Annotated in this window: 18 protein-coding genes, 1 tRNA gene and 1 pseudogene; 12 read left to right on the forward strand and 8 right to left on the reverse strand. The window is 71.8% G+C overall.

The window, feature by feature from the left end:
- Positions 1–68 precede the first annotated feature (68 nt).
- From OG912_RS23400 to OG912_RS23415, 4 genes are all read left to right on the forward strand, one after another.
- Positions 69–2,729, forward strand: coding sequence for an alpha/beta fold hydrolase (locus OG912_RS23400; protein WP_327711120.1), 2,661 nt, complete (start codon positions 69–71; stop codon positions 2,727–2,729).
- Positions 2,726–3,604, forward strand: coding sequence for an ABC transporter permease (locus tag OG912_RS23405; protein ID WP_327711121.1), 879 nt, complete (start codon positions 2,726–2,728; stop codon positions 3,602–3,604). Before OG912_RS23400 ends, OG912_RS23405 begins: the two co-directional genes overlap by 4 nt.
- A gap of 133 nt (positions 3,605–3,737) precedes the next feature.
- Complete coding sequence (locus tag OG912_RS23410) at positions 3,738–5,324, forward strand: vWA domain-containing protein (protein WP_327711122.1); 1,587 nt, start codon at positions 3,738–3,740, stop codon at positions 5,322–5,324.
- 88 nt (positions 5,325–5,412) lie between these two features.
- Entirely contained in the window at positions 5,413–5,859 is a 447-nt protein-coding gene (locus OG912_RS23415; protein ID WP_327711123.1) for an anthrone oxygenase family protein, read from the forward strand.
- Between the two features lie 18 nt (positions 5,860–5,877).
- Here OG912_RS23415 and OG912_RS23420 read toward each other — a convergent pair whose 3' ends face one another.
- Positions 5,878–6,192, reverse strand: coding sequence for an L-rhamnose mutarotase (locus tag OG912_RS23420; protein ID WP_327711124.1), 315 nt, complete (start codon positions 6,190–6,192; stop codon positions 5,878–5,880).
- A 289-nt stretch (positions 6,193–6,481) separates the two neighbouring features.
- Here OG912_RS23420 and OG912_RS23425 point away from each other — a divergent pair, with 289 nt between their 5' ends.
- Positions 6,482–6,919 carry a VOC family protein gene (locus tag OG912_RS23425; RefSeq protein WP_327711125.1) on the forward strand — a complete coding sequence of 146 codons (438 nt, stop codon included), beginning with the start codon at positions 6,482–6,484 and terminating at the stop codon, positions 6,917–6,919.
- A 229-nt stretch (positions 6,920–7,148) separates the two neighbouring features.
- Here the strand turns inward: OG912_RS23425 and OG912_RS23430 are convergent.
- Positions 7,149–7,221 (reverse strand) — tRNA-Arg (locus tag OG912_RS23430).
- A 318-nt stretch (positions 7,222–7,539) separates the two neighbouring features.
- Here OG912_RS23430 and OG912_RS23435 point away from each other — a divergent pair.
- The 4 genes and pseudogenes from OG912_RS23435 to OG912_RS23450 all read left to right on the forward strand — a co-directional run bounded on the left by OG912_RS23435 (position 7,540) and on the right by OG912_RS23450 (position 13,485).
- Entirely contained in the window at positions 7,540–9,192 is a 1,653-nt protein-coding gene (locus OG912_RS23435; protein WP_327713519.1) for a dynamin family protein, read from the forward strand.
- Entirely contained in the window at positions 9,189–11,120 is a 1,932-nt protein-coding gene (locus tag OG912_RS23440) for a GTP-binding protein (protein WP_327711126.1), read from the forward strand. Before OG912_RS23435 ends, OG912_RS23440 begins: the two co-directional genes overlap by 4 nt.
- Positions 11,121–11,223: 103 nt before the next feature.
- Positions 11,224–11,604 (forward strand): annotated as a pseudogene (locus OG912_RS23445) (single-stranded DNA-binding protein); the annotation flags it as partial.
- A gap of 432 nt (positions 11,605–12,036) precedes the next feature.
- On the forward strand, positions 12,037–13,485 hold the full coding sequence (locus OG912_RS23450) for an LAETG motif-containing sortase-dependent surface protein (RefSeq protein ID WP_327711128.1): 1,449 nt from the start codon (positions 12,037–12,039) through the stop codon (positions 13,483–13,485).
- A 116-nt stretch (positions 13,486–13,601) separates the two neighbouring features.
- Here the strand turns inward: OG912_RS23450 and OG912_RS23455 are convergent, their stop codons facing one another.
- Positions 13,602–14,438, reverse strand: a complete 837-nt coding sequence (locus tag OG912_RS23455; protein WP_327711129.1) for a hypothetical protein — start codon at positions 14,436–14,438, stop codon at positions 13,602–13,604.
- Positions 14,439–14,695: 257 nt separating this feature from the next.
- On the opposite strand from OG912_RS23455, the gene ettA reads away from it, so the two are divergent.
- From ettA to OG912_RS23470, 3 genes are read left to right on the forward strand one after another with little or no spacing between them, the layout of a single operon-like run.
- On the forward strand, positions 14,696–16,360 hold the full coding sequence (gene ettA, locus OG912_RS23460; RefSeq protein ID WP_326736224.1) for an energy-dependent translational throttle protein EttA: 1,665 nt from the start codon (positions 14,696–14,698) through the stop codon (positions 16,358–16,360).
- 5 nt (positions 16,361–16,365) lie between these two features.
- Positions 16,366–16,788, forward strand: coding sequence for an acyl-CoA thioesterase (locus tag OG912_RS23465; protein ID WP_326736223.1), 423 nt, complete (start codon positions 16,366–16,368; stop codon positions 16,786–16,788).
- Entirely contained in the window at positions 16,785–17,468 is a 684-nt protein-coding gene (locus tag OG912_RS23470; RefSeq protein ID WP_326736222.1) for a hypothetical protein, read from the forward strand. The genes OG912_RS23465 and OG912_RS23470 overlap by 4 nt, the downstream gene beginning before the upstream one ends.
- Positions 17,469–17,486: 18 nt before the next feature.
- On the opposite strand, the gene OG912_RS23475 is transcribed toward OG912_RS23470, so the two are convergent.
- The 5 genes from OG912_RS23475 to OG912_RS23495 all read right to left on the reverse strand — a co-directional run bounded on the left by OG912_RS23475 (position 17,487) and on the right by OG912_RS23495 (position 26,250).
- The gene (locus OG912_RS23475; protein ID WP_327711130.1) at positions 17,487–18,536 is read right to left on the reverse strand and encodes a DUF2804 domain-containing protein; all 1,050 of its coding nucleotides are present in this window, start codon (positions 18,534–18,536) and stop codon (positions 17,487–17,489) included.
- Between the two features lie 46 nt (positions 18,537–18,582).
- A complete protein-coding gene (locus tag OG912_RS23480; protein ID WP_326736220.1) occupies positions 18,583–19,551 on the reverse strand; it encodes an ABC transporter ATP-binding protein in 969 nt (322 codons plus the stop codon).
- Positions 19,548–22,361 (reverse strand): FtsX-like permease family protein, encoded by a 2,814-nt coding sequence (locus tag OG912_RS23485; RefSeq protein WP_327711131.1) that lies wholly within the window; start codon positions 22,359–22,361, stop codon positions 19,548–19,550. The genes OG912_RS23480 and OG912_RS23485 overlap by 4 nt, the downstream gene beginning before the upstream one ends.
- 1 nt (position 22,362) lies before the next feature.
- Positions 22,363–25,686 (reverse strand): ABC transporter permease, encoded by a 3,324-nt coding sequence (locus OG912_RS23490; protein WP_327711132.1) that lies wholly within the window; start codon positions 25,684–25,686, stop codon positions 22,363–22,365.
- Positions 25,687–25,845: 159 nt separating this feature from the next.
- Positions 25,846–26,250 (reverse strand): globin, encoded by a 405-nt coding sequence (locus OG912_RS23495; protein WP_266778838.1) that lies wholly within the window; start codon positions 26,248–26,250, stop codon positions 25,846–25,848.
- Positions 26,251–26,396 lie beyond the last annotated feature (146 nt).

Raw genomic sequence — 26,396 nt, forward strand, 5'->3', positions numbered from 1 at the left:
TGAGGATGCCCGGCACTTCCCCCTGACGGCAGCGTAGGCGGGGCAGCGGTCCGCTTAGGCTCGACATCATGGAGACCCCTATTGCGCGTACGTCCAGGTGGCGGCGTCTGCTGCCCCGCTCCCGAAGCCGGTGGGCGGCGGGTATCGCCGCGCTCGTCGTGCTGGCCGGTGCGGGCACCTGGACCGCCGTGGCCGACGACAGCGCGCCGGCCGTGCACCGGCAGGACCGGATGATGCGCGTCGACGGGGTGTCCGTCGACACCTCGTACTTCACCACCGGCGGCACACAGCGCCGGCCCGCCGTCCTCATCGGCCACGGCTTCGGGGGCAGCAAGGACGAGACACGGGCCCAGGCCGAGCAGTTGGCCGACGACGGGTACGCCGTCATGACCTGGTCCGCGCGAGGGTTCGGGAAGTCCGGGGGCAGGATCGGACTCAACGCACCCGACGGCGAGGTCAAGGACGTCTCCCGGCTGATCGACTGGCTCGCCGGCCGCCCCGAGGTGCAGCTCGACGGCAAGGGCGACCCCCGCGTCGGCATCACCGGCGCCTCCTACGGCGGAGCCGTCTCCCTCCTCGCCGCCGGGTACGACAAGCGCGTGGACGCCATCGCCCCGGAGATCACCTACTGGAACCTCGCTGACGCACTCTTCCCCGACGAGGTGTTCAAGAAGCTCTGGGCCGGCATCTTCGTCACCACCGGCGGCGGCTGCGCGAACTTCGAGAAGCAGCTCTGCGACATGTACGAGCGGGTCGCCGTCAGCGGCAAACCGGACGCTGCCGCGCGCGCCCTGCTCGCCGAACGGTCCCCGAGCGCCGTCGCCGACCGCATCAAGGTCCCCGCGCTCATCGTGCAGGGGCAGACCGACTCCCTCTTCCCGCTCGGCCAGGCCGACGCCATGGCCAAGGCCGTCAAGGCCAACGGCGCACCCGTCTCCGTCGACTGGATCGCCGGCGGACACGACGGCGGCGACAGGGAGACCGGCCGGGTGCAGAAGCGGGTCGGGGACTGGTTCGACCGGTATCTGAAGAAGGACGAGGGCGCCGACACCGGACCCGCCTTCCGTGTCACCCGGACCGGCGGCATCGACTCCACCGACGGGGCCGCCCTCACCCGCGGCGCGAGCAGCGACACCTACCCCGGGCTGCGCAGCGGCCCGCAGAGCGTCGAACTGCGCGGCGGTACGCAGAAGTTCAGCAACCCCGCCGGAGCCAACCCGCCCGCCATCTCCGCCGTTCCCGGCGTCGGCGGCGGCCTCGCCCAGCTCTCCACGCTCGGCGTCGGGCTCTCCGTCGACTTCCCCGGGCAGCACGCCACGTTCGACTCCGCCCCGCTGGCGGCCTCGCGGCGCATCACCGGCTCCCCGACCGTCCGGATGAACGTGAAGGCGGGGCAGGGCGACGCGGTGCTGTTCGGCAAGGTGTACGACGTCTCGCCGGACGGGAAGCAGCAGGTGCTCCCCTCCCAGCTCGTCGCCCCCTACCGGATCACCCCCGAACAACAGGGCAAGCCGATCGAGCTGGCGCTGCCCGCCGTCGACCACGAACTCGACTCCGGACACCGCCTGCGCCTCGTGCTGGCCGCCACCGACCTCGGCTACGCGTCCCCGGCCGCGCCGACCACGTACACCGTCTCCCTCGACGGACCGCTGACCATCCCCACAGCGCCCGGCCTGAAGACCGCGGCGGCCACGCTGCCCTGGTGGACCTGGGGGCTCCCGGCCGCGGCCGTGGTGATCGCGGCGGCCCTGCTGCTCACCGCCCGGCGGCGTACCGCCACACCCGCCCCGGACCCCGCACTCACCGACGTACCGCTGCAGATCACCGGCCTGTCGAAGAAGTACGCCAAGTCAGCCGACCGGTACGCGGTCAAGGAGCTGTCGTTCCGCGTCGAGAAGGGGCAGGTGCTCGGGCTCCTCGGTCCGAACGGCGCGGGCAAGACCACCACGCTGCGCATGCTCATGGGGCTCATCACGCCCGACGACGGCGAGATCCGCGTCTTCGGACGGGCCATCCGGCCCGGTGCGCCCGTGCTGTCCCGCGTCGGGGCCTTCGTCGAAGGAGCCGGCTTCCTGCCGCACCTGTCGGGCCGCGCCAACCTGGAGCTCTACTGGCAGGCCACCGGAAGGCCCGCCGAGGACTCACACATCGAGGAGGCCCTGGAGATCGCCGGGCTCGGCGACGCACTGGCCAGGGCTGTGCGTACGTACTCACAGGGCATGCGGCAACGCCTCGCCATCGCCCAGGCCATGCTCGGCATGCCGGACCTCCTCATCCTGGACGAGCCGACCAACGGGCTCGACCCGCCCCAGATCCGCGAGATGCGGGACGTGATGATCCGGTACGCGGCCGGCGGCCGCACCGTCATCGTCTCCAGCCACCTCCTGTCCGAGGTCGAGCAGTCCTGCACCCATCTGGTGGTCATGGACCGCGGCCGGCTGGTCCAGGCCGGGCCCGTCGCCGAGATCACCGGCTCCGGCGACATGGTGCTGGTCACCTCCGCCGAGGAGATCAGCGAACCGCTCGTCGAGAAGATCGCCGCGCTCGCGGGGATCGGCTCCGCCGTCCGTACCGACGACGCGCACGGGCTGCTGGTCCGGCTCGACGGAGCGACCTCGCCGCAGCTCGTCACCGAACTGGTGCGGCTGGACGTGCCGTTGACCGGTGTCGGACCGCACCGCCGCCTGGAGGACGCGTTCCTCACCCTGATCTCCGGAGGCTCCGCATGAGTACCGCAGCCGAAGTCGCCGAGGCCCCCGAGGCGCCCGGATACCGCGCCCGTCACACCCTTCCGCTGCGCGTGGAGGCCGTACGGCAGCTGCGCAGGCGGCGCACCCTGCTGATGGGCGGGGTGCTGGGCGCGCTGCCGTTCATCCTGATCATCGCGTTCGCGATCGGCGGCACCCCGGACGGCGGGCCCGGGGGCGGCGACCGGCTCACCCTGATGGACACCGCGACCGCGTCCGCCGCGAACTTCGCTGCGACCTGTCTGTTCGTCTCGGCGGGCTTCCTGCTGGTGGTCCCGGTGGCGTTGTTCTGCGGCGACACCGTGGCCTCCGAGGCCAGTTGGTCCTCGCTGCGCTATCTGCTGGCGGCGCCCGTGCCCCGGGCCAGGCTGCTGTGGAGCAAGCTCGTCGTGGCGCTCGGCTTCAGCCTCGCCGCGATGGTGCTGCTGCCGCTCGTCGCGCTGGCCGCGGGGGCTGCCGCGTACGGCTGGGGGCCGCTCGAACTGCCCACCGGCGGTGCGCTCGCGACCGGGGACACCGTGCCCAGGATCGCGCTCGTCGTCGCGTTCATCTTCGTGTCGCAACTCGTCACCGCAGGGCTGGCGTTCTGGCTGTCGACCAAGACGGACGCCCCGCTCGGCGCCGTCGGCGGCGCGGTCGGTCTGACCATCGTGGGCAATGTGCTGGACGCGGTCACCGCGCTCGGCTCCTGGCGCGACTTCCTGCCCGCCCACTGGCAGTTCGCGTGGGCCGACGCGCTCCAGCCCGATCTGGAGTGGGCCGGGATGGCGAAGGGCGCGGCGATCTCGGTGACGTACGCCCTGATCCTGTTCGCCCTGGCCTTCCGGGGGTTCAGTCGTAAGGACATCGTGTCCTGACCTTGACATTCCGCCGGATCGGCGTCCGCCGTTGCCGCATCGAGATGGTTCCGCAACCCCTTCGACGGCTCCGGCGCCCCCGCTCGCACGTCACATTCACACGTAGTGACACGACGACACTGGGGGCCGAACGATGGGACGCAGGACACGGATGTACCGGGGAGCAGCGGGGCTGCTCCTTGTAGGGGGCGTACTTCTCACCGGTTGCTCGGGTGGCGGCACGAACGACACGAGCTCTGCCGAGAGCGGTAAACGGGCGGCCGGTCCCGCACCGGCCGCCCCCGGTGGAGGCACGGCCGCGGACGTGCCGAGGCCGACGGACGGTGCGGAGAGGACGGACCGGCTGAAGGAGCCCGCCGCGCCCGACTATCTCTCCACCTTCGCGCTGGACGTGGACACCGCTTCGTACGGATACGCGCGCCGCACCCTCGCCGACGGCAGGCTGCCGGGCCCGGAGACCGTACGGCCCGAGGAGTTCGTCAACAGCTTCCGCCAGGGCTACCACCGCCCCGACGGCAACGGCTTCACCGTCTCCGTGGACGGCGCACGGGCCGGCGGGGAGGACGGCGACTGGTCGCTGGTACGGGTCGGGCTGGCCACCAAGGCCGCGCCCAGCAGCGCCGAACGGCCGCCCGCCGCCCTCACCTTCGTCGTCGACATCTCCGGCTCGATGGCCTCGCCGGACCGGCTCGGCCTGGTGAAGACCTCGCTCGGCATCCTCACCGACGAGCTGCGCGACGACGACTCGGTCTCCCTGGTCACCTTCAGCGACGAGGCGGAGACCGTCCTGCCGATGACCCGGCTGCGGGACCACCGAGGGAAGATCCACGACGCCGTCGACTCCATGGAGCCCGCCGACTCCACCAATGTGGCGGCGGGCGTCCGGCGCGGCTACGAGGTGGCCGTCGATGGCCACCGCAAGGGCGCCAACAACCGTGTCGTCCTGCTCTCCGACGCGCTCGCCAACACCGGCGAGACCGACGCCGACGCGATCCTCGAACGGATCGACTCGGCCCGCCGCGACTACGGCATCACCCTCTTCGGGGTCGGGGTCGGCAGCGACTACGGCGACGCCCTGATGGAACGGCTCACCAACAAGGGCGACGGCCACACCACCTACATCGCCGACGAGGAACAGGCCCGCAAGGTCTTCGTCGACCAGCTGCCCGCGCACATCGAACTGACGGCACGTGACGCGAAGGCGCAGGTCGCCTTCGACCCGAAGACCGTGGAGAAGTTCAAGCTGATCGGATACGAGGACCGCAAGGTCGCCGACGACGACTTCCGAAACGACAGCGTGGACGGCGGCGAGATCGGCCCCGGGCACACGGTGACGGCGCTCTACGCCGTACGCCTGCGGGACGGCGCATCCGGCCATGTGGCCACCGCGACCGTACGCTGGCTGGACCCCAAGTCCCGGGCGGCGCACGAGCGGACGGGATCGGTCGAGACCGGAGAGATTGACGGGAAGCTGTGGGGCGGCAGCAGTACGCGCCTCCAAGTGGCCGCTGTGGCTGCCTACTTCGCCGACAACTTGCGCGGCGGTGAACTCGCGGGCGCCCCCGCCCTCGGTGAACTCGCCACCAGGGCGGACGAACTGGCCCGGAAGACCGAGGACGACTCGGTGGCGAAGCTGGCCACCGCGATCGGCCGGGCGGACCGCCTCAAGGGTGGCCGCACCGACACCGGGACGGGTGTTGCCGAGGGCGAGATGGACTGACCGGCGCACCGCGCCGCGGGCGGGAGCCGGTCGTGCAGCCCTGCGAATTCAGGCTGTACGACCGGTCCCGCCGCGCCATGATGAGCGCATGGACTCCCCGTTCCTGACTCTCGCCGTGATCACGACCGGCCTCTACGCAGGCTTCATGCTGACGTTCCTCGTCGCGATCATGCCCGGCCTCGCCGCCCTGCCCGACGAAGGCTTCACCGCGGCGATGCGCCGCTTCAACGAGAAGGTTCCCGGGCCCGTCTTCCTCGTCCTCTTCCTCGGCGTGATCGCATTCCCGGCCGTCGTGACCTTCACCGAGAACGGTGAGCACGAGTGGCCGCTGGCGGCCGTGGCGCTGGCATGCGCCGTCGTCTCCCACCTGGTGACGATCATCGGCAACATTCCGCTGAACAAGGCGCTCGCGGAGTCCGAGGGAGGCGACGACAGTGCGGCACGGGCCGCGTTCGAGTCCCGCTGGAACGCCCTGCACCGCTTCCGTACCGCGCTCTCGCTCGTCGCCTTCATCCTTCTGGCCGCGGCGGGGTGACGCGCTCCCGGAGGCGTGTCACGCCAGGTGGAACACCTCGGTGAGCGGCACCATCGCCTCGTCCGCCGCCTCCGACTGCTCGAAGAAGTCCGCCATGTCACGCTGCCACCGCTCGTTCACCTCGGTCGCGGCCATCGCCTCGCGGGCCGCGTCGAAGTCCTCGGTCTCCAGATAGCCGACGAGCAGCCCGTCCTCGCGGAGGAAGAGCGAGTAGTTGTGCCAGCCCGCCGCCGAGAGCGCGTCGAGCATGTCCGGCCAGACGGCGGCATGACGCTCGCGGTACTCGGCGATGCGGTCCTTGCGTACGTTCAGCAGAAAGCAGACGCGCTGCATGAGCGGGACTCCCGGGCGGTGGGCGCGCCGGTGCGGGGCCGCAGGGCGCACGGACTGAAAAGGTCGACTGAAAGGTTTCAACGTGCTCGTCGCAAGCTAGACGGACAGCGGGTGTGCGGTCAATGGATCGTCTCGGCGGTGGGCTGGTGCATCCGAATGAATCTCACCTGAGGCGCGATTCTGATCTTTCGGAGTCCGGCTGTCCGGGGATGTCGAGAACGAGCCGCCGGCTCCGTCCCAGGGGTATCGGCGGCCACCAGGGCCGCATGAGGAAGAAGGAGAAGCCGGTATGGCGATTCAACGGATGGACAACGTCGGCATCGTCGTCGAGGACATGGACGCCGCCATCGCGTTCTTCGTGGAGCTCGGCATGGAGCTGGAGGGCAGGGCGGAGGTCCAGGGCCCCGTCGCCGACCAGTGCACCGGACTCGACGGCGTCCACTGCGACATCGCGATGGTCCGGACCCCGGACGGCCACAGCCGGCTCGAACTGGCGAGGTATCGCAGCCCCGAGGCGATCGCCGGGCCGCGCAACCCGCCGCACAACGTTCTGGGCACGCACCGCGTCATGTTCGCCGTCGACGACCTTGAGGACACCCTTGCCCGCCTGCGCCCTCACGGCGCCGAACTCGTCGGGGAGATCGCCCGGTTCGAGGACAGCTATCTGCTCTGCTATGTCCGCGGCCCGGAGGGCGTCATCGTCGGACTGGCCGAGCAGCTGGGCTGAGGAGGGCGTCCCGGGCCGTGCGGCCGAACGGACGCGGTGGGAGGGGTCTCGGTACGTAGGCGGCAGCGCGACGCGCAGAGACCGGTGGGAGCTGCACGACGCCGGACCTTCCCCACTGTGGCCTGGGGGCGGTCCGGCGCTTATGCGTTCTCTACGCCGTCCTCGCTACCTTGCTGTGACCTGCTCAAAAGGCCCTCCCGAGGGAGGGCCTGACGTCGTACGGGCTGTGCGCCCCCGGCAGGACTCGAACCTGCGGCCAAGCGCTTAGAAGGCGCCTGCTCTATCCACTGAGCTACGGGGGCCGGGTGTTGGCCTCGGTGGCCTGGAGCCCTGGGACCCGGGCGGTCCGTGACCTTGCCGGGACAAGGATAGGGCTCCGATTGTCTCGGCCCGGTTGCTTCACCTGCGTGGCACGATGTGGAGGTTCAGTGAAGCGAGACGATAATCGCAGGTAGGTGCGATTCATGCACCGCTTTTGGCGCCTCACGCCCCGGGTGTTGTGCACTCGTTATGCCTGCGCCCCACTCGTCCCCTCTGTCCGGACGGGGGAACCGGCGCGCAGAGGTGGCTATACGCTTCAAAAAGGCGCCAAAATTGGGCATTCTTCACATGTGGTGACCTTGGACGTACGGCCTCAGCTCATCGACGCACTTTCCGCCCTGCGCGACCGTGTCGCTGCCGTGCGTCTTCCACTCCCGCTCCCAGGAGCTCCACGCGCCCGGCAGACCAGGATCGAACTGCTCGCACAGCTCGACGACTACCTGCTGCCCCGGCTCAAGGACCCCGAGGCGCCCCTGCTCGCGGTCATCGGCGGATCCACCGGCGCGGGCAAGTCGACGCTCGTCAACTCCCTCGTCGGACGCCGGGTCAGCGAGGCCGGGGTGCTGCGGCCGACCACGCGCACACCGGTGCTCGTCTGCCATCCGGATGATCATCACTGGTTCGCCGGGATCCGGGTGCTGCCACAGCTCACCCGAGTCTGGCTGCCTCCCGAGGAGTCCGCCGACCCCGGCCAGTGCGACGACCTCGACGGACTCGACGGGAACGCGGCCGAGGAAGGGACCGCGCTGCGCGTGGAAACCGCCGCCGGGCTCCCGCGCGGCCTCGCCCTGCTGGACGCCCCCGACATCGACTCGCTCGTCGTACGCAACCGCGTCCTGGCCGCCGAACTGATCTGCGCGGCGGACATCTGGGTCATGGTGACCACCGCCTCCCGCTACGCCGACGCCGTGCCCTGGCATCTGCTGCGTACGGCCAAGGAGTACGACGCCTCCCTCGTCACCGTCCTCGACCGGGTACCGCACCAGGTGATCGCCGAGGTCTCACGGCAGTACGGCGCACTGCTCACCAAGGCCGGACTCGGCGAGGTGCCGCGCTTCACCATCCCCGAACTGCCCGAGTCCGCCGGCGGCGGCAGCGGGCTGCTCCCCACCACCGCCGTCGCCCCGCTGCGCGCCTGGCTCACCCACCGCGCACAGGACCCGGCGGCCCGTCAGCAGGCCGTCGGGCGGACGGCGGCCGGGGTCATCGACTCCCTCGACGTCCGGATGCCGGCCCTCGCCGGAGCCGTCGCGGCGCAGTACGCCGCCGCCGTACGGCTGACCGGTGTGGTGGAGGACGCGTACGGCAAGGAGGGCGCCCGTGTCCGCAAACGGCTCCAGAACGGCGGAGCGCTCGCCGGGGACGCCCGGACCCGTTGGCGCGGCTACCCGCTCTACAGCACCGCGGAGGAGGTACTCGACGCACTCGTGGACTCCCTCGCCGCGCTTCTGGAGTGCGCGGTGTCCGCCGCCGACGAACAGATCCGCACGACCTGGCGGCGCGAGCCCGCAGCCGCCGTCCTCGGCTTCGAGGCGGCAGGCCGGGAAGCCGGCGGCTGGGGGCCCGCCGAGGACATCAGCGGCCGGATCGCCATGACCGTACGGCGGTGGCGCCGGGTCCTGGAGGAACTGGCCGAGGAAGAGCTGCGGCTCATGGAACGCAACACCGCGCCCGACACCGAGACCGTCGCCGCCCTCCTCGCCGCAGCCCTCCTCGGCGGACGCCGCGCCCGTACCGCCGGAGAGCAACTGGCCGAACGCATCGGCGTCCAGGGCGCCCTGCGGCTGCGCGACAAGGGCGGCGCGCTGCTCACCAGCTATCTCGACCAGGTGCTCGGCGGCGAACGCGACCGCCGGCTCGCCCCGCTGGACGCGCTCGACGTGGCCCCCGAACCGCAGGCCGAACTGATTGCCGCCCTGTCCGTACTGCAGAAGGAGAGGTGGCAGCGATGACTGCCGTCACTGACGAAGGTCCGGGACAGAGCCAGGGACGGACCCGGGCCCCGGAGCCGGCCCCCGGGCGGAACCGGGACGGCGCAGCCGCCCCCGGCGACAACCCCGGTCACGACCGGGACAGGCCGACTGGCGGCTGGGACGACGGACTCATCGCCCGCCGGTCCGCCACCGCCACCGACAAGGCCGCGCCAGACGCGGCCCCGGTGTCGGACCCGGAGGACGACGTACGGCCCCAGGTCGAGGCATACGTCCCCTCCGGCAGCCCGCTCAGTCCGCGCCTGGACGCGCTGCGCGAGCTCGTCGGCCTCTCCAGGGCCCGGCTCGACCGGACGGCCCTCGTCGAGGCGGGCCGGGTGCTCGACGAGGCCGCGGCCCGGCAGCGGCTCTCCTCCCGCCACACCGTCGTCGCCATCGCCGGAGCGAGCGGCAGCGGAAAATCGACCCTCTTCAACTCCCTCGCGGGCGCCCAGATCTCCGAAACGGGACTCCGCAGGCCCACCACCGCCGCACCGCTCGCCTGCTCCTGGACGGACGGTGCCGCGGGGCTGCTGGACCGGCTCGCCATCCCCGGACGGCTCAGGCGCAGGCCGCAGGCCGGCGGCACGGCGGCCGACGAGGCACTTCAGGGCCTCGTCCTGGTCGACCTGCCCGACCACGACTCGGCGGCGCGAGGGCACCGCGACCAGGTGGACCGGGTACTGGCGCTCGTCGACGCGGTGATCTGGGTGGTGGACCCGGAGAAGTACGCCGACGCCGCCCTGCACGAGCGCTATCTGCGGCCGCTCGCCGGGCACGCGGAGGTCACCTTCGTGGTCCTCAACCAGATTGACCGGCTACCCGGTGAGGCCGCCGACCAGGTCCTGGACGACCTGCGCCGGCTCCTCGACGAGGACGGCATGGCGCTGGGCGAACACGGCGAACCGGGCGCCACCGTCCTGTCCCTGTCCGCGCTCACCGGCGACGGGGTCGGCGAGCTGCGTGAACTGCTCGGCCGGTTCGTCCAGGACCGCACGGCTGCGACCCGCCGGCTCTCGGCGGATGTGGACGCCGCAGCGGCCAGGCTCCGCCCGGTGTACGTCGCCGAGGGGCGGCCGGGACTGGGGGAGGGGGCCCGGGAGGAGTTCGCCGACCGGCTCGCGGAGGCCGTGGGCGCCTCCGCCGCCGGGCAGGCCGCCGAACGCGAATGGCGGCGCAACGCCGGACGGGCGTGCGGCACGCCGTGGCTGCGGCTGTGGCGCTGGTACGAGTCCACCCGGCAGCCCGGCGGCCTTGACCGCGGCGCACTCGCCGCGCCGCCCGAGGAACACCTCACCGCACGCCAACGGGTCGAACAGGCGGTGCGCACCGTGGCCGACGACGCCGCCGACGGGCTGCCCGCACCCTGGGCGCAGGCGGTGCGTGAGGCCGCGGTGCAGGGAGCACAGGGGCTGCCCGAGGCGCTCGACGAACTGGCCGGACGGGCTTCCGGGACGGAGGGCCGGGGCACGGATACCGGCAGCGGCACGGCCGGCGCGCGGCGCGCCGAGGGCCGGGAGCACGGCGGGCGAGGAGGCGCGAAGCCCCCGAGGCCGGCCTGGTGGCCCGCGGCCGTACTGGCTCAGGTGGCCATGACGTTGCTGCAGATCTTCGGCGGTCTGTGGCTGGCCGGCCAGATCATCGGCGTACTGCAGCCGGGGCTGCTGACGCCCGCTCTGGTGATGCTGGCGGGCATCATCGGCGGTCCACTGGTGGAGTGGTCGTGCGCGGCGGCCGCCCGGGGGCCGGCGCGGCGGTACGGCCAGGAGGCCGAGCGAAGGCTGCGCGAGGCGGCGGCGGCCTGTGGGCGGGCCCGGGTGCTCGATCCGGTGGCGGCGGAACTGGTGCGCTACCGGGAGGTGCGCGAGCGCTTCGTGGCGGTGACGGAGTTTTCCACAACGGGCCGTTAGTCCACAGGCCCCAGCAGGAATTCCGCCTCCCCTTCAGCATGGGATCAGTGACCGGACGCAGAAGTGCGGGCACCGATATCCGGACCGAAGGGGAGGCGAAGTCATGAACGAGACCCTGGTGACGCTGGTGGGGAACGCGGCGACCGGCGTGGAGTTCCGGGAGACCGCGAGCGGGGGAATGGCGCGATTTCGGTTCGCGGTGACGCCGCGGCGGTGGGACCGGGAGAAACAGCTCTGGACGGACGGGCACACCAGCTTCTACACCGTCTGGGCCTGGCGCACCCTGGCGTCGAACCTGACGGGTTCGGTGGCGGTGGGGGAACCCTTGGTGGTGCACGGCAGGCTGAAGGTGCGCGAGGAGGAACGGGAGGGGCAGCGCCGGACCTTCGTGGACATCGAGGCGGTGGCGGTGGGACACGATCTGACCCGGGGGACGTCGGCGTTCCGGCGCGTGGTCAGGGGCGAGCCGGGGCTGACGGCGCGGACCGGTGGCCGGGAGACGGGCGAGCCGGACCGGTGGGCCGTGCGGGACCGTCCGGCGGACCGGGAACAGCTCGCGGACCGGGCGGGACCACGAGATGCGGAGCGTGCACCGGCAGCGGATGACCGGACGGAAGTCCCTGTCGCGAGGCGTCGGACGGTACGTCAGAAGAGCAATCCGGAACTGGTGTCGGCGTCCTGACGGACTACCCGGTGGAGGAGGTGAGGGCCACATTCCGGCCCGAGTCCCATCCTCCACCGGGGCGTTACCCGGGATAACGATTCCGATTCGGAATGGTTGTCGGACGGTATGACGGGGGACTGTGCTTCGCTCGGTCCTTAGGATTCCTTAGTACTCACAGGGCACTTGAGTCGGCTGGCGGGACATTCCCCACACGCGTAACGGACGCGAGGGTCTCGCCCGGAGGGGAATTCTGTGTTTTCTGCTTCTTCAGCGACCGCATCGTCATCCACGACGACGGCCAACCCTCGACGAACCCGCGGCATAGCCCGGCTGGCTGCCGCGGTGGTGGCATCCGGCCTGGTCGTCGCCGGCGCCCTCACCGGCGCGGGCGGCGCGGTCGCTGACGAGGCGCCCCTGCACCAGGGGGGAGCGACCGCGACCCTGGACGGGCTGAAGACGTTCGACACCGCGATCCTCCGTGTGGACGGCAAGAACCAGAAGCTGCCCGCCGGTCTCTTCGAGATGACCGTCGACGGCGGCGGCACGTTCAAGACCTACTGCATCGACATCCACAACCCGACCCAGGACCAGGCGAAGTACCTGGAGACCCCCTGGAACCAGACCTCGCTCGGCACGAACAAGGACGCCGGCAAGATCCGCTGGATCCTGGAGCACTCCTACCCGAAGATCGACGACCTCCAGGCGCTCGCCGAGGAAGCCGGCACGGGCCCGCTCACCGAGGAGACGGCGGCTGCCGGCACCCAGGTGGCCATCTGGCGCTACTCGGACAACGCCGACGTGACCGCATCCGACGGCCAGGCCGAGAAGCTCGCCGACTGGCTGCAGAAGTCCGCCGCCGACACCGCCGAGCCCAAGGCGTCCCTCGCCCTGGACCCGGCCGCGGTGTCCGGCCGCTCCGGCCAACGCGTCGGCCCCGTCACGGTCCGCACCAACGCCGGACAGGTCTCCGTGACCCCGCCCGCGGACTCCGCCAGCGGCGTTCGCATCACCGACAAGAAGGGCAAGGCGGTCACCACGGCCGCCAACGGCTCCCAGCTCTACTTCGACATCCCGGCAGGCGCCGCCGACGGCTCCGCCTCCCTGACCGTCCAGGCCACCACCTCGGTCCCCGTCGGCCGGGCCTTCGCCGGTGCCACCAAGAGCCAGACCCAGATCCTGGCCGGCTCCAGCGAGTCCACGGTCTCCGCGAGCGCCACCGCGACCTGGGCCGGCAAGGGCGCGATCCCGGCGGTCACCGCGAAGAAGAACTGCGCCAAGGGCGGCGTGGACGTCACCGCGAGCAACAAGGGCGACGAGACGTTCACCTTCGACCTGGCCGGTGTGGAACACACCGTCGAGCCCGGCAAGTCCGAGACGGTCACCGTCCCGGTCGCCGAGGACCAGGCGTACGACGTCACGGTCACCGGCCCCGACGGCTTCACCCGCACCTTCAAGGGCGTGCTGGACTGCCTGACCACCGGCAGCGGCAACGAAGGCATCACCACCCAGACCGCCGAGCAGCCCACCACGACCACCGCCACGGCCGGCGGCAGCACGACCGGCACCGAGGGCAACCTCGCCGAGACCGGCAGCTCCAACGCCACCCCGATCATCGCGGGCATCGCGATCGCCCTGGTCGTCATCGGCGGCGGCGCGGTCTTCTTCCTCCGCCGGCGCAAGGGCCAGTCCGCGGGCGAGTAACGAGCACACACGTCAGGGCCCGGCCACTACGCCCTGATCACGGCCCCGGTACGGCTTCGGCCGGCCGGGGCCTTCGCGTAGCGCGGGCCCGGATCACGCCGTCCGCGAATGGGGGATCACGGGCGCTCGAAGTACTGGAGCACCCCGCCGACGGAGAAACACAGTGCCCCCATGAGAGTGCCCCAGTTGGCGATGTCGACGTTCACGACGCTTCCCGTGGCGGGGCGGGTGAAGTCGGCCAGCGCCGCGCCAAGGAAGAGCAAGGACCCGAGCTGATTGACGGCGACGATCCACCAGCCCAGATCGCGCGCTCGGATGCCCGGACGGCCATGACAGACCTCGACCAGAGCAAGGTGCCCCGAGACGAGGAACAGGGCGCACCCGACCATGTCGGGGGCCCAGATCAGCCTGTTCACCTGCTGCGCCGAAAGCCCCTGCAACAAGGAACTCAGCAGGTTGATGCCGAACACAAGCGTTCCCACGAACAGCAGGAAGGTACTCAGCCAGTCGATGCGGCCCGGCTCGTAGCTCCACCATCTCCAACGCCGAGCGGCAAGCGCCCCCCTTTCGTCGTCCTGGCGAGGAGCGTTGACGGCTTGGAGAAGCGACACATAGCCGCCCGTGTTGAAGAACAGGCCGCCGACGAAGTAGATCCAGGCACCCGTCACGTCACCTGCGCCGAACTGCGCCACCGCTGCCCCGGAGGCGAATAAGCCCCCACCCACCGCGAACGCACCCGCCGCCATGGCATTCAGCCTGCGGAGACGACTGACCGACGTGCTGTCCGCTCTTCGGGAGCGGGGCTCCGAATCGCCCGCTGCCCGCACGGTGAGCAGGCCGCGCTTGCGCGCCCGCCGTGACTCCCAGACCGCAGTGCCCCCGTCGCCGAGGCGCCAAGTCAGCCGTGTCGTGAAGGGCCCCGGGCCCTCGGCAGTCCTCTCGATGCGGCTCACTTTTCGACCCTAGCCCTTGAGCGGACATTTGCCTCATATGTGGATCGGCATCCGAGAGTGCTAAGTGGCCACCCCATCTTTTCGGTCAGTTCGGCGAGTCACCGCCTACGACAGCCGGTGACAGGTCGGCTACCAGTCCCGTCCCGATCGTGAAGGGCCAGGTCACGGCCACCAGCCGATACGGGTTTCCGTCAAGAGGTGGCCGTCAGGCAAGATGGGGTGTATCTGCCCACTCATCGATTGCCGGACGGTTTCTCTTGGCTGAGTACATCTACACGATGCGCAAGACACGCAAGGCGCACGGCGACAAGGTCATCCTTGACGACGTGACGCTGAGCTTCCTGCCCGGCGCGAAGATCGGTGTGGTGGGTCCCAACGGTGCCGGTAAGTCCACGGTGCTGAAGATCATGGCGGGCCTGGAGCAGCCGTCCAACGGTGATGCCTTCCTGTCGCCCGGGTTCAGCGTCGGCATCCTCATGCAGGAGCCCCACCTCGACGAGTCGAAGACCGTGCTGGAGAACGTCCAGGACGGCGCCGCCGAGATCATGGGCAAGCTCAAGCGCTTCAACGAGGTCGCCGAGCTCATGGCGACCGACTACTCCGACGCGCTCATGGACGAGATGGGCAAGCTCCAGGAGGACCTGGACCACGCCAACGCGTGGGACCTGGACGCTCAGCTGGAGCAGGCCATGGACGCCCTGGGCTGCCCGCCCGGCGACTGGGCCGTCACCAACCTCTCCGGTGGTGAGAAGCGCCGCGTCGCGCTCTGCAAGCTCCTCATCGAGGCGCCGGACCTGCTGCTGCTCGACGAGCCCACCAACCACCTCGACGCCGAGTCGGTGAACTGGCTGGAGCAGCACCTCTCGAAGTACGCGGGCGCCGTGGTCGCCGTCACCCACGACCGGTACTTCCTGAACAACGTCGCCGAGTGGATTCTCGAGCTCGACCGCGGCCGCGCCATCCCGTACGAGGGCAACTACTCCACGTACCTGGAGAAGAAGTCCACCCGCCTCAAGGTCGAGGGCCGCAAGGACGAGAAGCGGCAGAAGCGGCTCAAGGAAGAGCTGGAGTGGGTGCGGTCGAACGCCAAGGGGCGCCAGACCAAGTCCAAGGCGCGTCTCGCCCGGTACGAGGAGATGGCGGCCGAGGCGGACAAGATGCGGAAGCTGGACTTCGAGGAGATCCAGATTCCGCCGGGCCCGCGGCTCGGTTCCATCGTCGTCGAGGTCGAGAACCTCTCGAAGGCCTTCGGCGACAAGGTCCTCATCGACGACCTGTCGTTCACCCTGCCGCGCAACGGCATCGTCGGCATCATCGGTCCGAACGGCGCGGGCAAGACCACGCTGTTCAAGATGATCCAGGGCCTGGAGACGCCGGACAGCGGCTCCATCAAGGTCGGCGACACGGTCAAGATCTCGTACGTCGACCAGAGCCGCGCCAACATCGACCCGAAGAAGACCCTCTGGGCCGTTGTGTCGGACGAGCTGGACTACATCAACGTCGGCCAGGTCGAGATGCCGTCGCGGGCGTACGTCTCCGCGTTCGGCTTCAAGGGCCCGGACCAGCAGAAGCCGGCCGGTGTGCTCTCCGGTGGTGAGCGCAACCGCCTCAACCTGGCGCTGACGCTCAAGGAGGGCGGCAACCTGCTGCTCCTCGACGAGCCCACCAACGACCTCGACGTCGAGACCCTGTCCTCGCTCGAGAACGCGCTGCTGGAGTTCCCCGGTGCGGCCGTGGTCATCTCCCACGACCGTTGGTTCCTGGACCGCGTCGCCACGCACATCCTGGCGTACGAGGGCGAGTCCAAGTGGTACTGGTTCGAGGGCAACTTCGAGTCGTACGAGAAGAACAAGGTCGAGCGTCTCGGTGCGGACGCGGCCCGTCCGCACCGTGCCACGTACAAGAAGCTCACGCGAGGCTGATCGTCTTGGCTCGTCACATCTACAGCTGCCCGCTGCGCTGGTCGGACATGGATGCCTTCGGGCACGTCAACAACGTGGTCTTCCTCCGCTACCTGGAGGAGGCGCGCATCGACTTCATGTTCCGGCTGGCGCCGGGGGACGGCTCGCCGTCGTTCGCGGGCGGGTCCGTCGTGGCCCGGCACGAGATCGACTACGTGCGCCCGCTGGTCCACCGGCATGCTCCGGTGACCGTCGAGTCGTGGGTCACGAAGATAGGCGCCGCGTCGCTCACGATCGCGTACGAGATCAAGGACCCGGACCAGGTGTACGTACGGGCGTCGACCATCGTCGTCCCGTACAACCTGGCCGAGGAGCGGCCCCGGCGGATCTCCGCCGAGGAGAAGCTCTTCCTCCAGAAGTACCTGGCAGAGGAGCCCGCGGCGGCATGACCGCGCCCGTGCAGTCCCTGCGGTTCGCCGACGCGAGGGAGGCCGCCGATCTGGCGGCCTTCCTCGGCCGGCTGCTCCACTACGACCGTGCCGCGGCCGTACGGCTGCAGGCCGGCGGCGGTGCGCTGGCCGTGTTCGGCCGGCCGCCGTCGTTCGAGGTCCTGGCGATCCGGGCCGTGCGGCTGGCGGATCCGTACGACTTCGACGTGACCGTGTCCGCCGGTGAGCTCCTCGAATCACTGGAGGAGTCGACCGGCTCCGGTGCCGTCCCCTCGCCCGTGACCGGGCCTCCCTGGACCGGTGTGCTGCCTCCGCGCGGCGGCTGGCAGGAACGGCCGGGGCTGCCCGGTCCCCTCGCCCTGCGCGCGGCGGTGAGCGACGCCGTCGCCGAGTTCCGTACGCGGGACGCGGCACTGCCCGAGGACCGGCGTACGCGGGCGGAGCGGGATCTCATCGGGCGTGACATCTGGTCGCGGACCGTCGGCGACACGGAGCTTCCGCTGCGCGCCGTGCACGCGGCGCAGGCGCTCGGTTTTCTGCGTGCCGCCCCCGATTTCCCCGTCGCCCTGCTGGCCACCGGTGCGTGGCTGCGGCTGCGTACTCCTTACGGGGCCATCGCCCTGCGGCGGGCCGGCGCGGCGGGCGGGCTGGGGACGCTGGCCGTCTCCGTGGGTGGGTAGCACCCTCAGGAAGGCGCGTCACCAGCGCATGTGGACGTCCTCGGCCCAGCCCAGCAGGCGTTCCACGGCGATCTTCGTGCCGTCGTCGGTGCGGATGTGCCCGTCGTAGTACCCGAAGCACTGGTCGGTGCGGTTGTCGATCAGGCCGGTCTCCGTGCGTGTCGACCGGCTGTGGAACGGGGTGAACGTCAGGTCGACCTGGTCGGACGAGGGCGTGCGGATGGTCCAGGGCGCGAAGAAGTCGGCCGTCGACCACTGCCAGTCCAGTTCTTCGCCGATCTTGGTGAGCCGGCCGTCCACGCAGAGCCCGTTCTCCGTGGAGCCGGTGCCCGCCGTCCAGCGTCCGCCGAACTGGAGGCCCACCGTGTGGCCGTCGGTGCGTCCGGACGCGGCGCCCCAGTTCCAGTCGACCGTGCGCGGCCAGCGGCCGCGGCCGTGGTCCAGGACGGCCCAGGTGTCGTCCCCGTCGAACTCCAGGAACTCGCTGCCGATCCTGACCCGGCCGGACGCGGGGAGTGCGGTGTGCTTGGAGGTGTACTGGAAGCGCTGCTCGCTCCACGGCACGACGACGGAGAGCGACTCGTGCTCCGGCGGGCGGGCGACCAGGAGGTCGACCTCCAGCGGAATCCGGTCCGCGGTCAGGCAGCGGGCCCTCAGCCGGGTGCCGGCGTTCTCGTCGTGGATCTCGATGCGCACCTTGCCGCGGGCCGGCCGTTCGGGTCCGACCACCACGTCCCGGGAGCCGGGGGCGCCCGCGACGGTGTCGGGGAGCTCGACTCCGAAGCCGCCGGGGATGACCGCGGTACGTTCCAGTTCGAGGCCGCCCGGTGCGTATTCGAGCAGGTAGACGGTGTTCAGCGCGAGGAAGTCGAGGTCACTGACGGTCAGCGCCACCAGATGGGTGGGCGTCGTCACACACCAGTACTCCCAGCGCTTGGTGCGGCCCCAGCCGCGCAGATTGGCGCGGTGCAGAGGCGTCCGGGACCAGCCGACCGCGGCCGGATCGAGAGTGCCGTCGGGCAGGCAGAGGTCGACGGGCTCGGTGATCTCGCGTTCGGTCGTCGTCATGCGCGGATCCTAGGCCAAACCGCTGCTCAGAAATCGGGCCCAGCTGCTATTCGGGCCTCGGCTCCGGGCCGTCCGGCCACACCCCGATGTGGTCCTGCTCCAGTTCCAGCATCACTCGGTGCTCCATGCCCAGCGCCTGGGTGTAGTCCGCGGGCAGTTGGAGCCGGCCCGCCCGGTCGAGCATCGCGTACTCGCGCGCCACCTGGGACTCCTGGCCCGTCGCCGCGTCGACCTCCGTGCGGCGCAGCACCTCGAAGGAGGTGCGGCCGTCGCGGATGGCCACCGTGCGGCGGACCTCGTTCGCGACCGCCTGGTCGTGCGTGACGATCACGATCGTCGTGCCGAGCTCCTCGTTCGCGCGGCGGAAGGCGGCGAAGACCTGTTCGCCGGTGGCCGAGTCCAGTTCCCCGGTCGGCTCGTCGGCGAGCAGCACCGAGGGCGAGTTGGCCAGCGAGACCGCGATCGCCACCCGCTGCTGCTGACCGCCGGACATCTGCTGCGGGCGCCGGTCGCGGCAGTCGGCCACGTCCAGCATCTTCAGCAACGACTCGGCGCGCGCGGTGCGTTCGCGATTGCGGCCGCGGCCGCGCAGTTGCATCGGCAGGGTGACGTTCTGGATCGCGGTCAGATAGGGGAGCAGGTTGCGCGAGGTCTGCTGCCAGACGAAGCCGACGACGTCCCGGCGGTAGCGGAGCCGTTCCTTCTGGCCCATGGAGAGCAGGTCGCAGCCCGCGACCTTCGCCGCACCTGCCGTGGGTTCGTCCAGGCCCGCCAGGATGTTCATCAACGTCGACTTGCCGCTGCCGGACGCGCCGACCAGGGCCAGCAACTCGCCCTCTGTGACCAGGAGATCGAGGCCCTGAAGGGCCTGCACCTCCACTCCGTCCGTGGTGAAGATGCGGACCAGCCGGTCGCAGGCGATCAGCGCGTCATGTCCGTAGGAGGGCCGGTCGCGGCGGGCGGTGGCCCGCTGTTCGAGCTCCGCGAGTGTGGAATCGGTCGACGGCGTCGTCATCGGGAGTCTCCTGCCCTGAGTTCGGTGATCGATCCACGGCGGCCGGCCCACCAGGCCTGCACGCCGGCCACCACCGCGGCGAGGACGATCACGCCCACCGCCGGCAGGACCAGCGACCACGGATCGGTCCGCAGCGGTGCGGTGTCCAGCAGGCCGGAGCCGGGACTGGACGAGAGCGCGAGGCGTACCAGATCGATGCCCGGTGACAGCAGCGCGATGGTCGCCCAGCCGACGAGGAGTCCGCCCCCGGCGGCCAGCAGTGCCTGCGGCATGGCCTCGAAGCCGAGGAGACGGCCGCCCTGCCGGGAGGTGAGGCCCATGGTGCGCAGCCGTGCCAGCAGCGTGGTGCGTTCCGGGGCGGTCTGCAGCAGTGAGAGGAGGACGGCGAGCAGGGCGTATCCGGCCCCGGCCGCGATCGCCGCCAGGTAGATCCGCTCGGCCCCCGTCTGCATGGGGGTGTCGACGTACGTGGCACGCTCCTCGGCGCGCAGCTGCACGTGGACGTCCTCGCCCGTGTGCCGGGCCGCCGTGCGCAGCGCCCCGGCGTCGAGGCGGTCGCCGGTGAGCAGCAGCGCGGTGGTCTGCCGATGGGTGAGCGAGGCGGAGTTCACGATGATGAACGAGGAGTCGTCGACGGCGGGCGTGTCGGCGACCGTGCCCGCCACCCGCACCTTGAAGTCCCCGGCCAGCGACTGGAGATCGCGCGGCCGGTCGCCGAGCCGCTCGGCGACGGACGGTGAGACGAGGACCGGCAGCACCCGGTCCTTCGACGGCATCGTGCCCTTGGGCGTCGCGGGTCCGGTCGCCTTCAGCCGGTCGGCGGAGAAGGCGCCGATGCCGGTGGAGCGGGCCAGCCGGGCGTAGGCGGCCGGGTCGACGCCGATCAGGGTGGCCCCCTTGGCGTCCTCGAATCCGCTCTCGGGCGCCGGCAGGGCGACCCCGTACTCGATCTGGACCTGCGCCACGTCCCGTACGCCGTCCGTCTTCCGCACCGCACGGACCAGACGGTCCGACAGGGGTACGGAGTCGGCCTGGCCACTGACGCGGGCATCGGCGCCGACGGCGCGCACCGCCGCGCCGTCGCGGGCGTCCGCGACCCCGGCAAGCACCGAGCCGCCGAACGCCGCCGTCGTCAGCGCGACCAGCAGCGCGAGCAGCGGCAGCGTGCCGGCGGCGGAGGAGCGTCCGGCGCGGGCCAGCGAAAGGAAGCCGACCGCGCCGCGCAGCCGGGACACGGAGCGCAGGGCGAGCCGCAGCGGCAGCGGGTAGAGCCGGACGAGGACCACGGCGGCGATCAGTCCGACCAGTACGGGGGCCGAGCTGATCAGCAGGTCGGTGCCGCCGGCACCGTCCGTGCCGCGTCGGCGCAGCGCGGCGACGGCGCCGACGGCCAGGACCAGCAGGGTGAGTTCGGCGACGGTACGCCGTCGGGACGGGCGGGCGGACACCAGGTCGTCGCGGCCGCCGTGCAGTTGCGGGGTGCGGTGCAGCAGTGTCGTACGCAGCGGGAGTGCGGCGCAGACGAGGACGACGACCGCGGCGGCTCCGGCGACCGCGGGCCACAGCCGGGCCTCGCCGACGGCAAGGACCGCGAGCAGCAGTCCCAGCGCCCCGGCCGGCACCGCCGTCACCGCGGTCTCGGCCAGCAGCCGGCCCCCGATGCCGGTCAGGGACCCGCCGCGGGCCCGCAGCAGGGCCAGTTCGGCGTGGCGGCGGCCTGCCATCAGCCCGCCCGTCATCAGCAGGACGACGGCGGCGACGGCCCCGATGCCGACGGCGGCGACCGTGACGACGGGCTGGATCGCGGCCCGCATCCCGTCGTAGGCCGTCAGGACCTCGTCCAGGTCGGTCGAGGCCGTGACCGTTTTACCGGCGACCCCGCGCATCTTCAGCAGCTCGGGGCCGCCCTCCAGGGAGGCCACCGCGGACCGCAGCCGCGGCACATCGAGCGCGGTGAGCCGCGCACCGTCCGGCGCGATCCGCCAGTACAGCTCGGGCTGGCCGGTGGTGGCGAGCAGGGCCGGTGCGGCGTCCGGCGGGAGCAGCAGCGCCGCGATCCAGTAGTAGCGCGGCGTCTCCTTGGTGGGCTTGGCCACCAGGGACGGGGTACGGAGCAGGGGTTCGGCCGACCAGTAGGAGGCGCCGGGGTCCCGCGGGGTGACGATGCCGGTGATCCGTACCGTCAGCGGCTCACCGCCACGCGTGGGGACGGCGATGGTCGCGCCGGGCTTGATCCGCAGGGCCTTCGCGGTCTCCTCGGTGACGGCGGCCTCGACCTCCCGGGTGGTGAGGGACACCTCGCCGTGGACGGCGGGCCACTTCCCCGTGCGCAGGGTGGAATGGTCGGGCAGCGCGGACTGGGTGACGTACGTCAGCGCGGGGTCGAGACCGTAGGGGCGGGGGAACCACGGTTCGGCCGCCGGGATCGGCTCCGAGGTGCGCACCCCGTACGCGGACTGGGAGGCGTCGGCCCGCACCGGGTCGGGGAGTCCGGCCAGGATCCGGCGCTGCACGGAGGACAGCGTGGCCCCGCGCACCGCGGACTCGCGGGCGGCCACCGGAATTTCCAGGCCGGGCTGGGGTCCGCTCAGTTCCAGGACGCTGCGGGTGGGGTCGACGTCGACGAGGTCGTGGCGCAGCCCCCTGTTCTCGTAGTTGTCGACGGCCCGGGGGAAGGCCGCGGCGAGGAAGGCCGTCACCACCACCAGGAGCGCGAACGCGCAGGCGGCGCCGGGGGCGGTCCGCAGCCGGGTGCGTACCCAGGGGGCGCAGGCGGTCGCGGCACGGGGGGTTCTCGTTTCCGGGCTCATGTCAGTTGTCCCCCTGGGTGCGCAGCGATGTCGCCGGGTCGGCGCGGCGCAGCGTGAGGGCCGCGACGATGAGCAGCGGCAGCGCCGCCACCCCGGCCAGCAGCGCGGCCACCTGTCCGGCCGGCAGCTGTACCAGCACCGGGGGCACCGGCTGGGCCGCCTGTCCGGTCAGCACGATCAGCGGCACGACGGCCCGGGTGAGGAGGGCTCCGAGCGCGGCCCCGACGAGCAGCCCGATCGTGATCAGTACGCCCTGTTCGGCGGCGGTCATCCGGGCGAGCTGGCGGCGAGGGGTGCCCAGGGCCCGCAGTACGGCGAACTCGGCGGAACGCTCCCGCTGCGATCCGACCGCGGCCACGGCGAAGCCGACCGCGGCCAGCGCGGCGGCGATGACCGCCACCGCGAGCAGCGCGGACTGCGGACCGGCCCCCAGCGGGTCGCTGATCAGGTCCTCGGCGACCTCGTCGCGCACCTGGACCTGTGCGGGGTCGGTGTCGGGCTGCTTGCGCAGCGCGGCCGCGACCTCGGCGGCCCGGCCCGGTTCGGTGCTCAGCCACCACTCGGTGGCGGTGAGCCGGGCGTTGGGGCGCTCGGCGAAGACCTGGGCCAGGGAGCGGAGGTCGAGAAGCAGGGCCCCGCCGTCCCGCGCCCGCTGCGATTCCCCGGTGGAGGCGGAGGAGCCCGAGCCGGGTCCGGTGGTCGGCAGCCGGTGCACGGTCCGCGCGATCCGCACCCGGACCGTCTCGCCGGCCAGGGTCACGTCGATGTCCTGCCCCTGCTTCGCCCCGGTCGCCTTCAGATAGGCGTCCGTGGCCACGGCGTTCAGGGCGGCCGGGGCCTTGGCGCGGGTCGCGGTGATCCGCACGTTGAGGGCCGGGACCGCCCACACCGCGTCCTCGGCCGTGACGGATCCCGTGGCGTTGTCGAGGCCCAGCGGGGTCGTGGCCGAGGCGGTCGGGTGGGCGGGCGCACCGGGCTCCACCTCACCGAACGCGTCGGCGGTCACCGCCGCCTCCCAGCGGAAGCCGTCCGGGACCGGGACCCGCTGTTCGGCGCCGCCCGTCCCGACGGTCCGCAGGGCGCTCACGGCGAGCCGGTGCGATTCCCCGTGGCCGACGGGCTGCTTGCTGTCCAGCTCGATCCCGGTGAGGGCGAGCTCACCGGCGGCGGCCACGTCGACCGAGACCGGATGCGCCTTGCCGTCGACGGGCACGGAGCCCACGACCACCTGGTACGGGATGCCGTAGCGGTCCTCAAGACCCACGGTGACCAGCGGCCCCATGCCGGACGGCGAGACCTTGCCGGGCGCGGTCACGGCGGAGATCCGTACGTCGAAGCGGAGCTGCGTGCTGTTCTTCGGCAGCAGCAGTCCGGCGCGGGCCGGCTTCGGCGGGGAGAGCGTGTCGAACAGCCCGTCCACGGACCCGTCGCCGAGGTCGTCGCGCATCAGCATCCGCTCGTCGGCGCGCGCGGTGTCCAGCGCCAGTACCTCTGCGGTGCGCTCGTCGGAGAGGTCCACCGATGCGCGGAAGGCGGGCGCCGCGTTCCGTACGCCCGGCAGCTTCGCGTACGCACCCGATTTCGCCGGGTCCGCGCTGACCCCGCCCGTCATGCGCACCGACGCACCTGACCTGAAGTCGGCCTGGTCGCTCTGCGAACGGTTCCAGGAGGCGCTCTGCCCGATCGCCAGCATCCCCATCGCCACCGCGAGCACCAGCAGCAGCACCGGCCCGGCCCCGCGCAGGGGGCGGCGGCTGAACTGCCAGCCGGCCAGTGCCGTCGCCAGACCGCGGCCGCCCGCCGCCCGGCGTTCCGCGAGCCTCGCGGCGGGGGGCAGCAGACGCAGCGTCAGTACGGTGCCGGCGAGCAGGGCCAGCGCGGGCGCGGCCACCAGCAGCGGATCGATGCCGAGATCGCCCTGGCGGTCGCCGCTGAGCGCGCCGCCGCCCGAGCCCTTGGTCTGCCGGTCCAGCTGCCAGTACGCGACCGCCGCGATCACCAGCAGAGCGATGTCCGCGCCCGCCCGCACCGGCGCGGGCAGCGCGGCGGAACGGGTGGAGCGCCGCCCCCCGGCACTGGCGGCCAGCGCCGGGGCCACGACCGCGAGTGCGCAGGCCAGCGCGGTGACGGCCGCGATCAGCCACACCTGGCCGGTGACGCCTCCGTCGAGCCGCAGCCCGATCCGGGAGAGTTCGCTGCGGTCCGCCAGGAGCCGGGTGAGCGGTCCGGAGAGCAGCGGGGCGACGAGGGCGGCCGGCAGCGCCAGCAGCAGCGCCTCGACCGCGGCGAGCGAGGTGATCCGGGCGCGCGATCCGCCGCGCGCCCGCAGCAGCTCGGTCTCGCCGCCGCGCTCGCTGCTGAGCAGCCGTGCCACCAGCAGCAGGGCGTACCCGGCGAGCAGGACCAGCTGCACCGCCACGATCGTCAGCGTGGAGCGGGAGACCAGCAGGGCCCGGTCGATCTGGTCGAGAACGGTGGGCAGCGAGGTCTGCGCACTGGCCCCGTCCTTGAACTCCGCAACGGCGAGCAGGGCCTTCGGTCCCGTGGTCGCCGACTCGTGCAGCGCGGCCATCCGGTCCGTGGTGACGGTCCGGAAGTCGGCGGCGGCCAGCCAGGACATCTCGCCGGAACTGATCCGGCCGGAGCCGAGCACGGCCGGGTCGGTGAGCAGCGGACCGTACGTCGTGAAGACGACCTTGCGGATGCCGCGCCCCCCGAGCGCGTCCAGCTGCCAGTACGGATCGGACTGGTCCGCGGCCTTGTAGAGGCCGGTGACCAGGATCTGTACGGGCTTCCCGCCGAGCCGGTCGGTGAGCTTCAGCCGGGCTCCGGGCTTCAGCCCGAGGACGTCGGCGGCCGTGGTCGGGAGCGCGACCTGGACGGGGGCGCCGGCCCTGCCCGCGCCGGCGACCGGCGGGCGGCCCGCGGTGAGCCGGATCCGGCTGCGGTCCAGGGAGGCGAAGTGCGTGAGGTCGGGATCGCCGCGACGGGCGGCGGGGTCCTGAAGACTGCGCGGTAGCGCGTACGGCCCGGAGGACTCCAGCTTCCGTACGGTCACCGGGAGCCCGTCGAACGTGTCACGGGCGGCCTTGCGCGCGGACGCGTCGGCGGCGGCCCGCCGGTCCCGCTCCACCTGCGCGGATATGACGAGGGAGGCGGGCGCGGCGGAGCGGTGGGTCAGGGTGTGGCGCAGCGCGGCGTCACCGATGGATCCGGAGAAGGCGGTGAGGGCGGCCAGGACCGAGGTGGTCAGGAGGACGGCCAGGACGGCTGCGGCGAGAAGGAGCCGGTGGGCCCTTATCCGCAGAAAGACGAACCCCGTCACCTGGCCCCCTAGTCACCGCTCACATCGCCCCCCGGCGCGTCGTCTCGGATGCTTTCAGACGGCAGCTGCTGCTGGAAACCGCTTACGGGTACACCTTGATGGGATTGTGATCGATATCCGACGGTGGAGTACCGGATTCCGCACACCTGCGACCGGGGCTCAGCCCTCGGTGTTCACCATCGAGGCGGCCGCGTAGGTGAGGTAGTCCCACAGCTGCCGCTCGTGCTCCGGGGCCAGCCCCAGTTCGTCCAGCGCCACCCGCATATGGCTCAGCCAGGCGTCGTGCGCGGCACGGTCCACCCGGAACGGCGCGTGCCGCATCCGCAGCCGGGGATGTCCGCGCTCGTCGCTGTAGGTGCGGGGGCCGCCCCAGTACTGCATCAGGAACAGCGTGAACCGCTCCTCGGCCGGGCCCAGATCCTCCTCCGGGTACATCGGCCGCAGCAGCGGGTCCCCGGCCACGCCCTGGTAGAAACGGTGGACCAGGCGCCGGAAGGTCTCCTCGCCGCCGACCAGCTCGTAGAAGGTCTGCTCCTGCAGCGTGTCGCGCGGATTCTCAGTCACCCGTCCATGGTCGCAGACGCACCGGCCGGGCACGGCGGCCCGGGGCGCGGATCAGGCCATCCCTGCCCGCCGTGGGCCGGTGCGGCATGACGAACGGCCGGTGAGGGGGTGATCATCACCCCCTCACCGGCCGCGTATGCGTCCGT

The organism is Streptomyces sp. NBC_00464 (assembly GCF_036013915.1).
GTDB lineage: Bacteria > Actinomycetota > Actinomycetes > Streptomycetales > Streptomycetaceae > Streptomyces.

Excerpts from the sequence above, each read along its gene's own strand:
- OG912_RS23400 (WP_327711120.1), top strand. The coding sequence starts at position 69 with ATGGAGACCCCTATTGCGCGTACGTCCAGGTGGCGGCGTCTGCTGCCC.
- OG912_RS23405 (WP_327711121.1), top strand. The coding sequence starts at position 2,726 with ATGAGTACCGCAGCCGAAGTCGCCGAGGCCCCCGAGGCGCCCGGATAC.
- OG912_RS23410 (WP_327711122.1), top strand. The coding sequence starts at position 3,738 with ATGGGACGCAGGACACGGATGTACCGGGGAGCAGCGGGGCTGCTCCTT.
- OG912_RS23415 (WP_327711123.1), top strand. The coding sequence starts at position 5,413 with ATGGACTCCCCGTTCCTGACTCTCGCCGTGATCACGACCGGCCTCTAC.
- OG912_RS23420 (WP_327711124.1), bottom strand. The coding sequence starts at position 6,192 with ATGCAGCGCGTCTGCTTTCTGCTGAACGTACGCAAGGACCGCATCGCC.
- OG912_RS23425 (WP_327711125.1), top strand. The coding sequence starts at position 6,482 with ATGGCGATTCAACGGATGGACAACGTCGGCATCGTCGTCGAGGACATG.
- OG912_RS23440 (WP_327711126.1), top strand. The coding sequence starts at position 9,189 with ATGACTGCCGTCACTGACGAAGGTCCGGGACAGAGCCAGGGACGGACC.
- OG912_RS23470 (WP_326736222.1), top strand. The coding sequence starts at position 16,785 with ATGACCGCGCCCGTGCAGTCCCTGCGGTTCGCCGACGCGAGGGAGGCC.
- OG912_RS23475 (WP_327711130.1), bottom strand. The coding sequence starts at position 18,536 with ATGACGACGACCGAACGCGAGATCACCGAGCCCGTCGACCTCTGCCTG.
- OG912_RS23480 (WP_326736220.1), bottom strand. The coding sequence starts at position 19,551 with ATGACGACGCCGTCGACCGATTCCACACTCGCGGAGCTCGAACAGCGG.
- OG912_RS23485 (WP_327711131.1), bottom strand. The coding sequence starts at position 22,361 with ATGAGCCCGGAAACGAGAACCCCCCGTGCCGCGACCGCCTGCGCCCCC.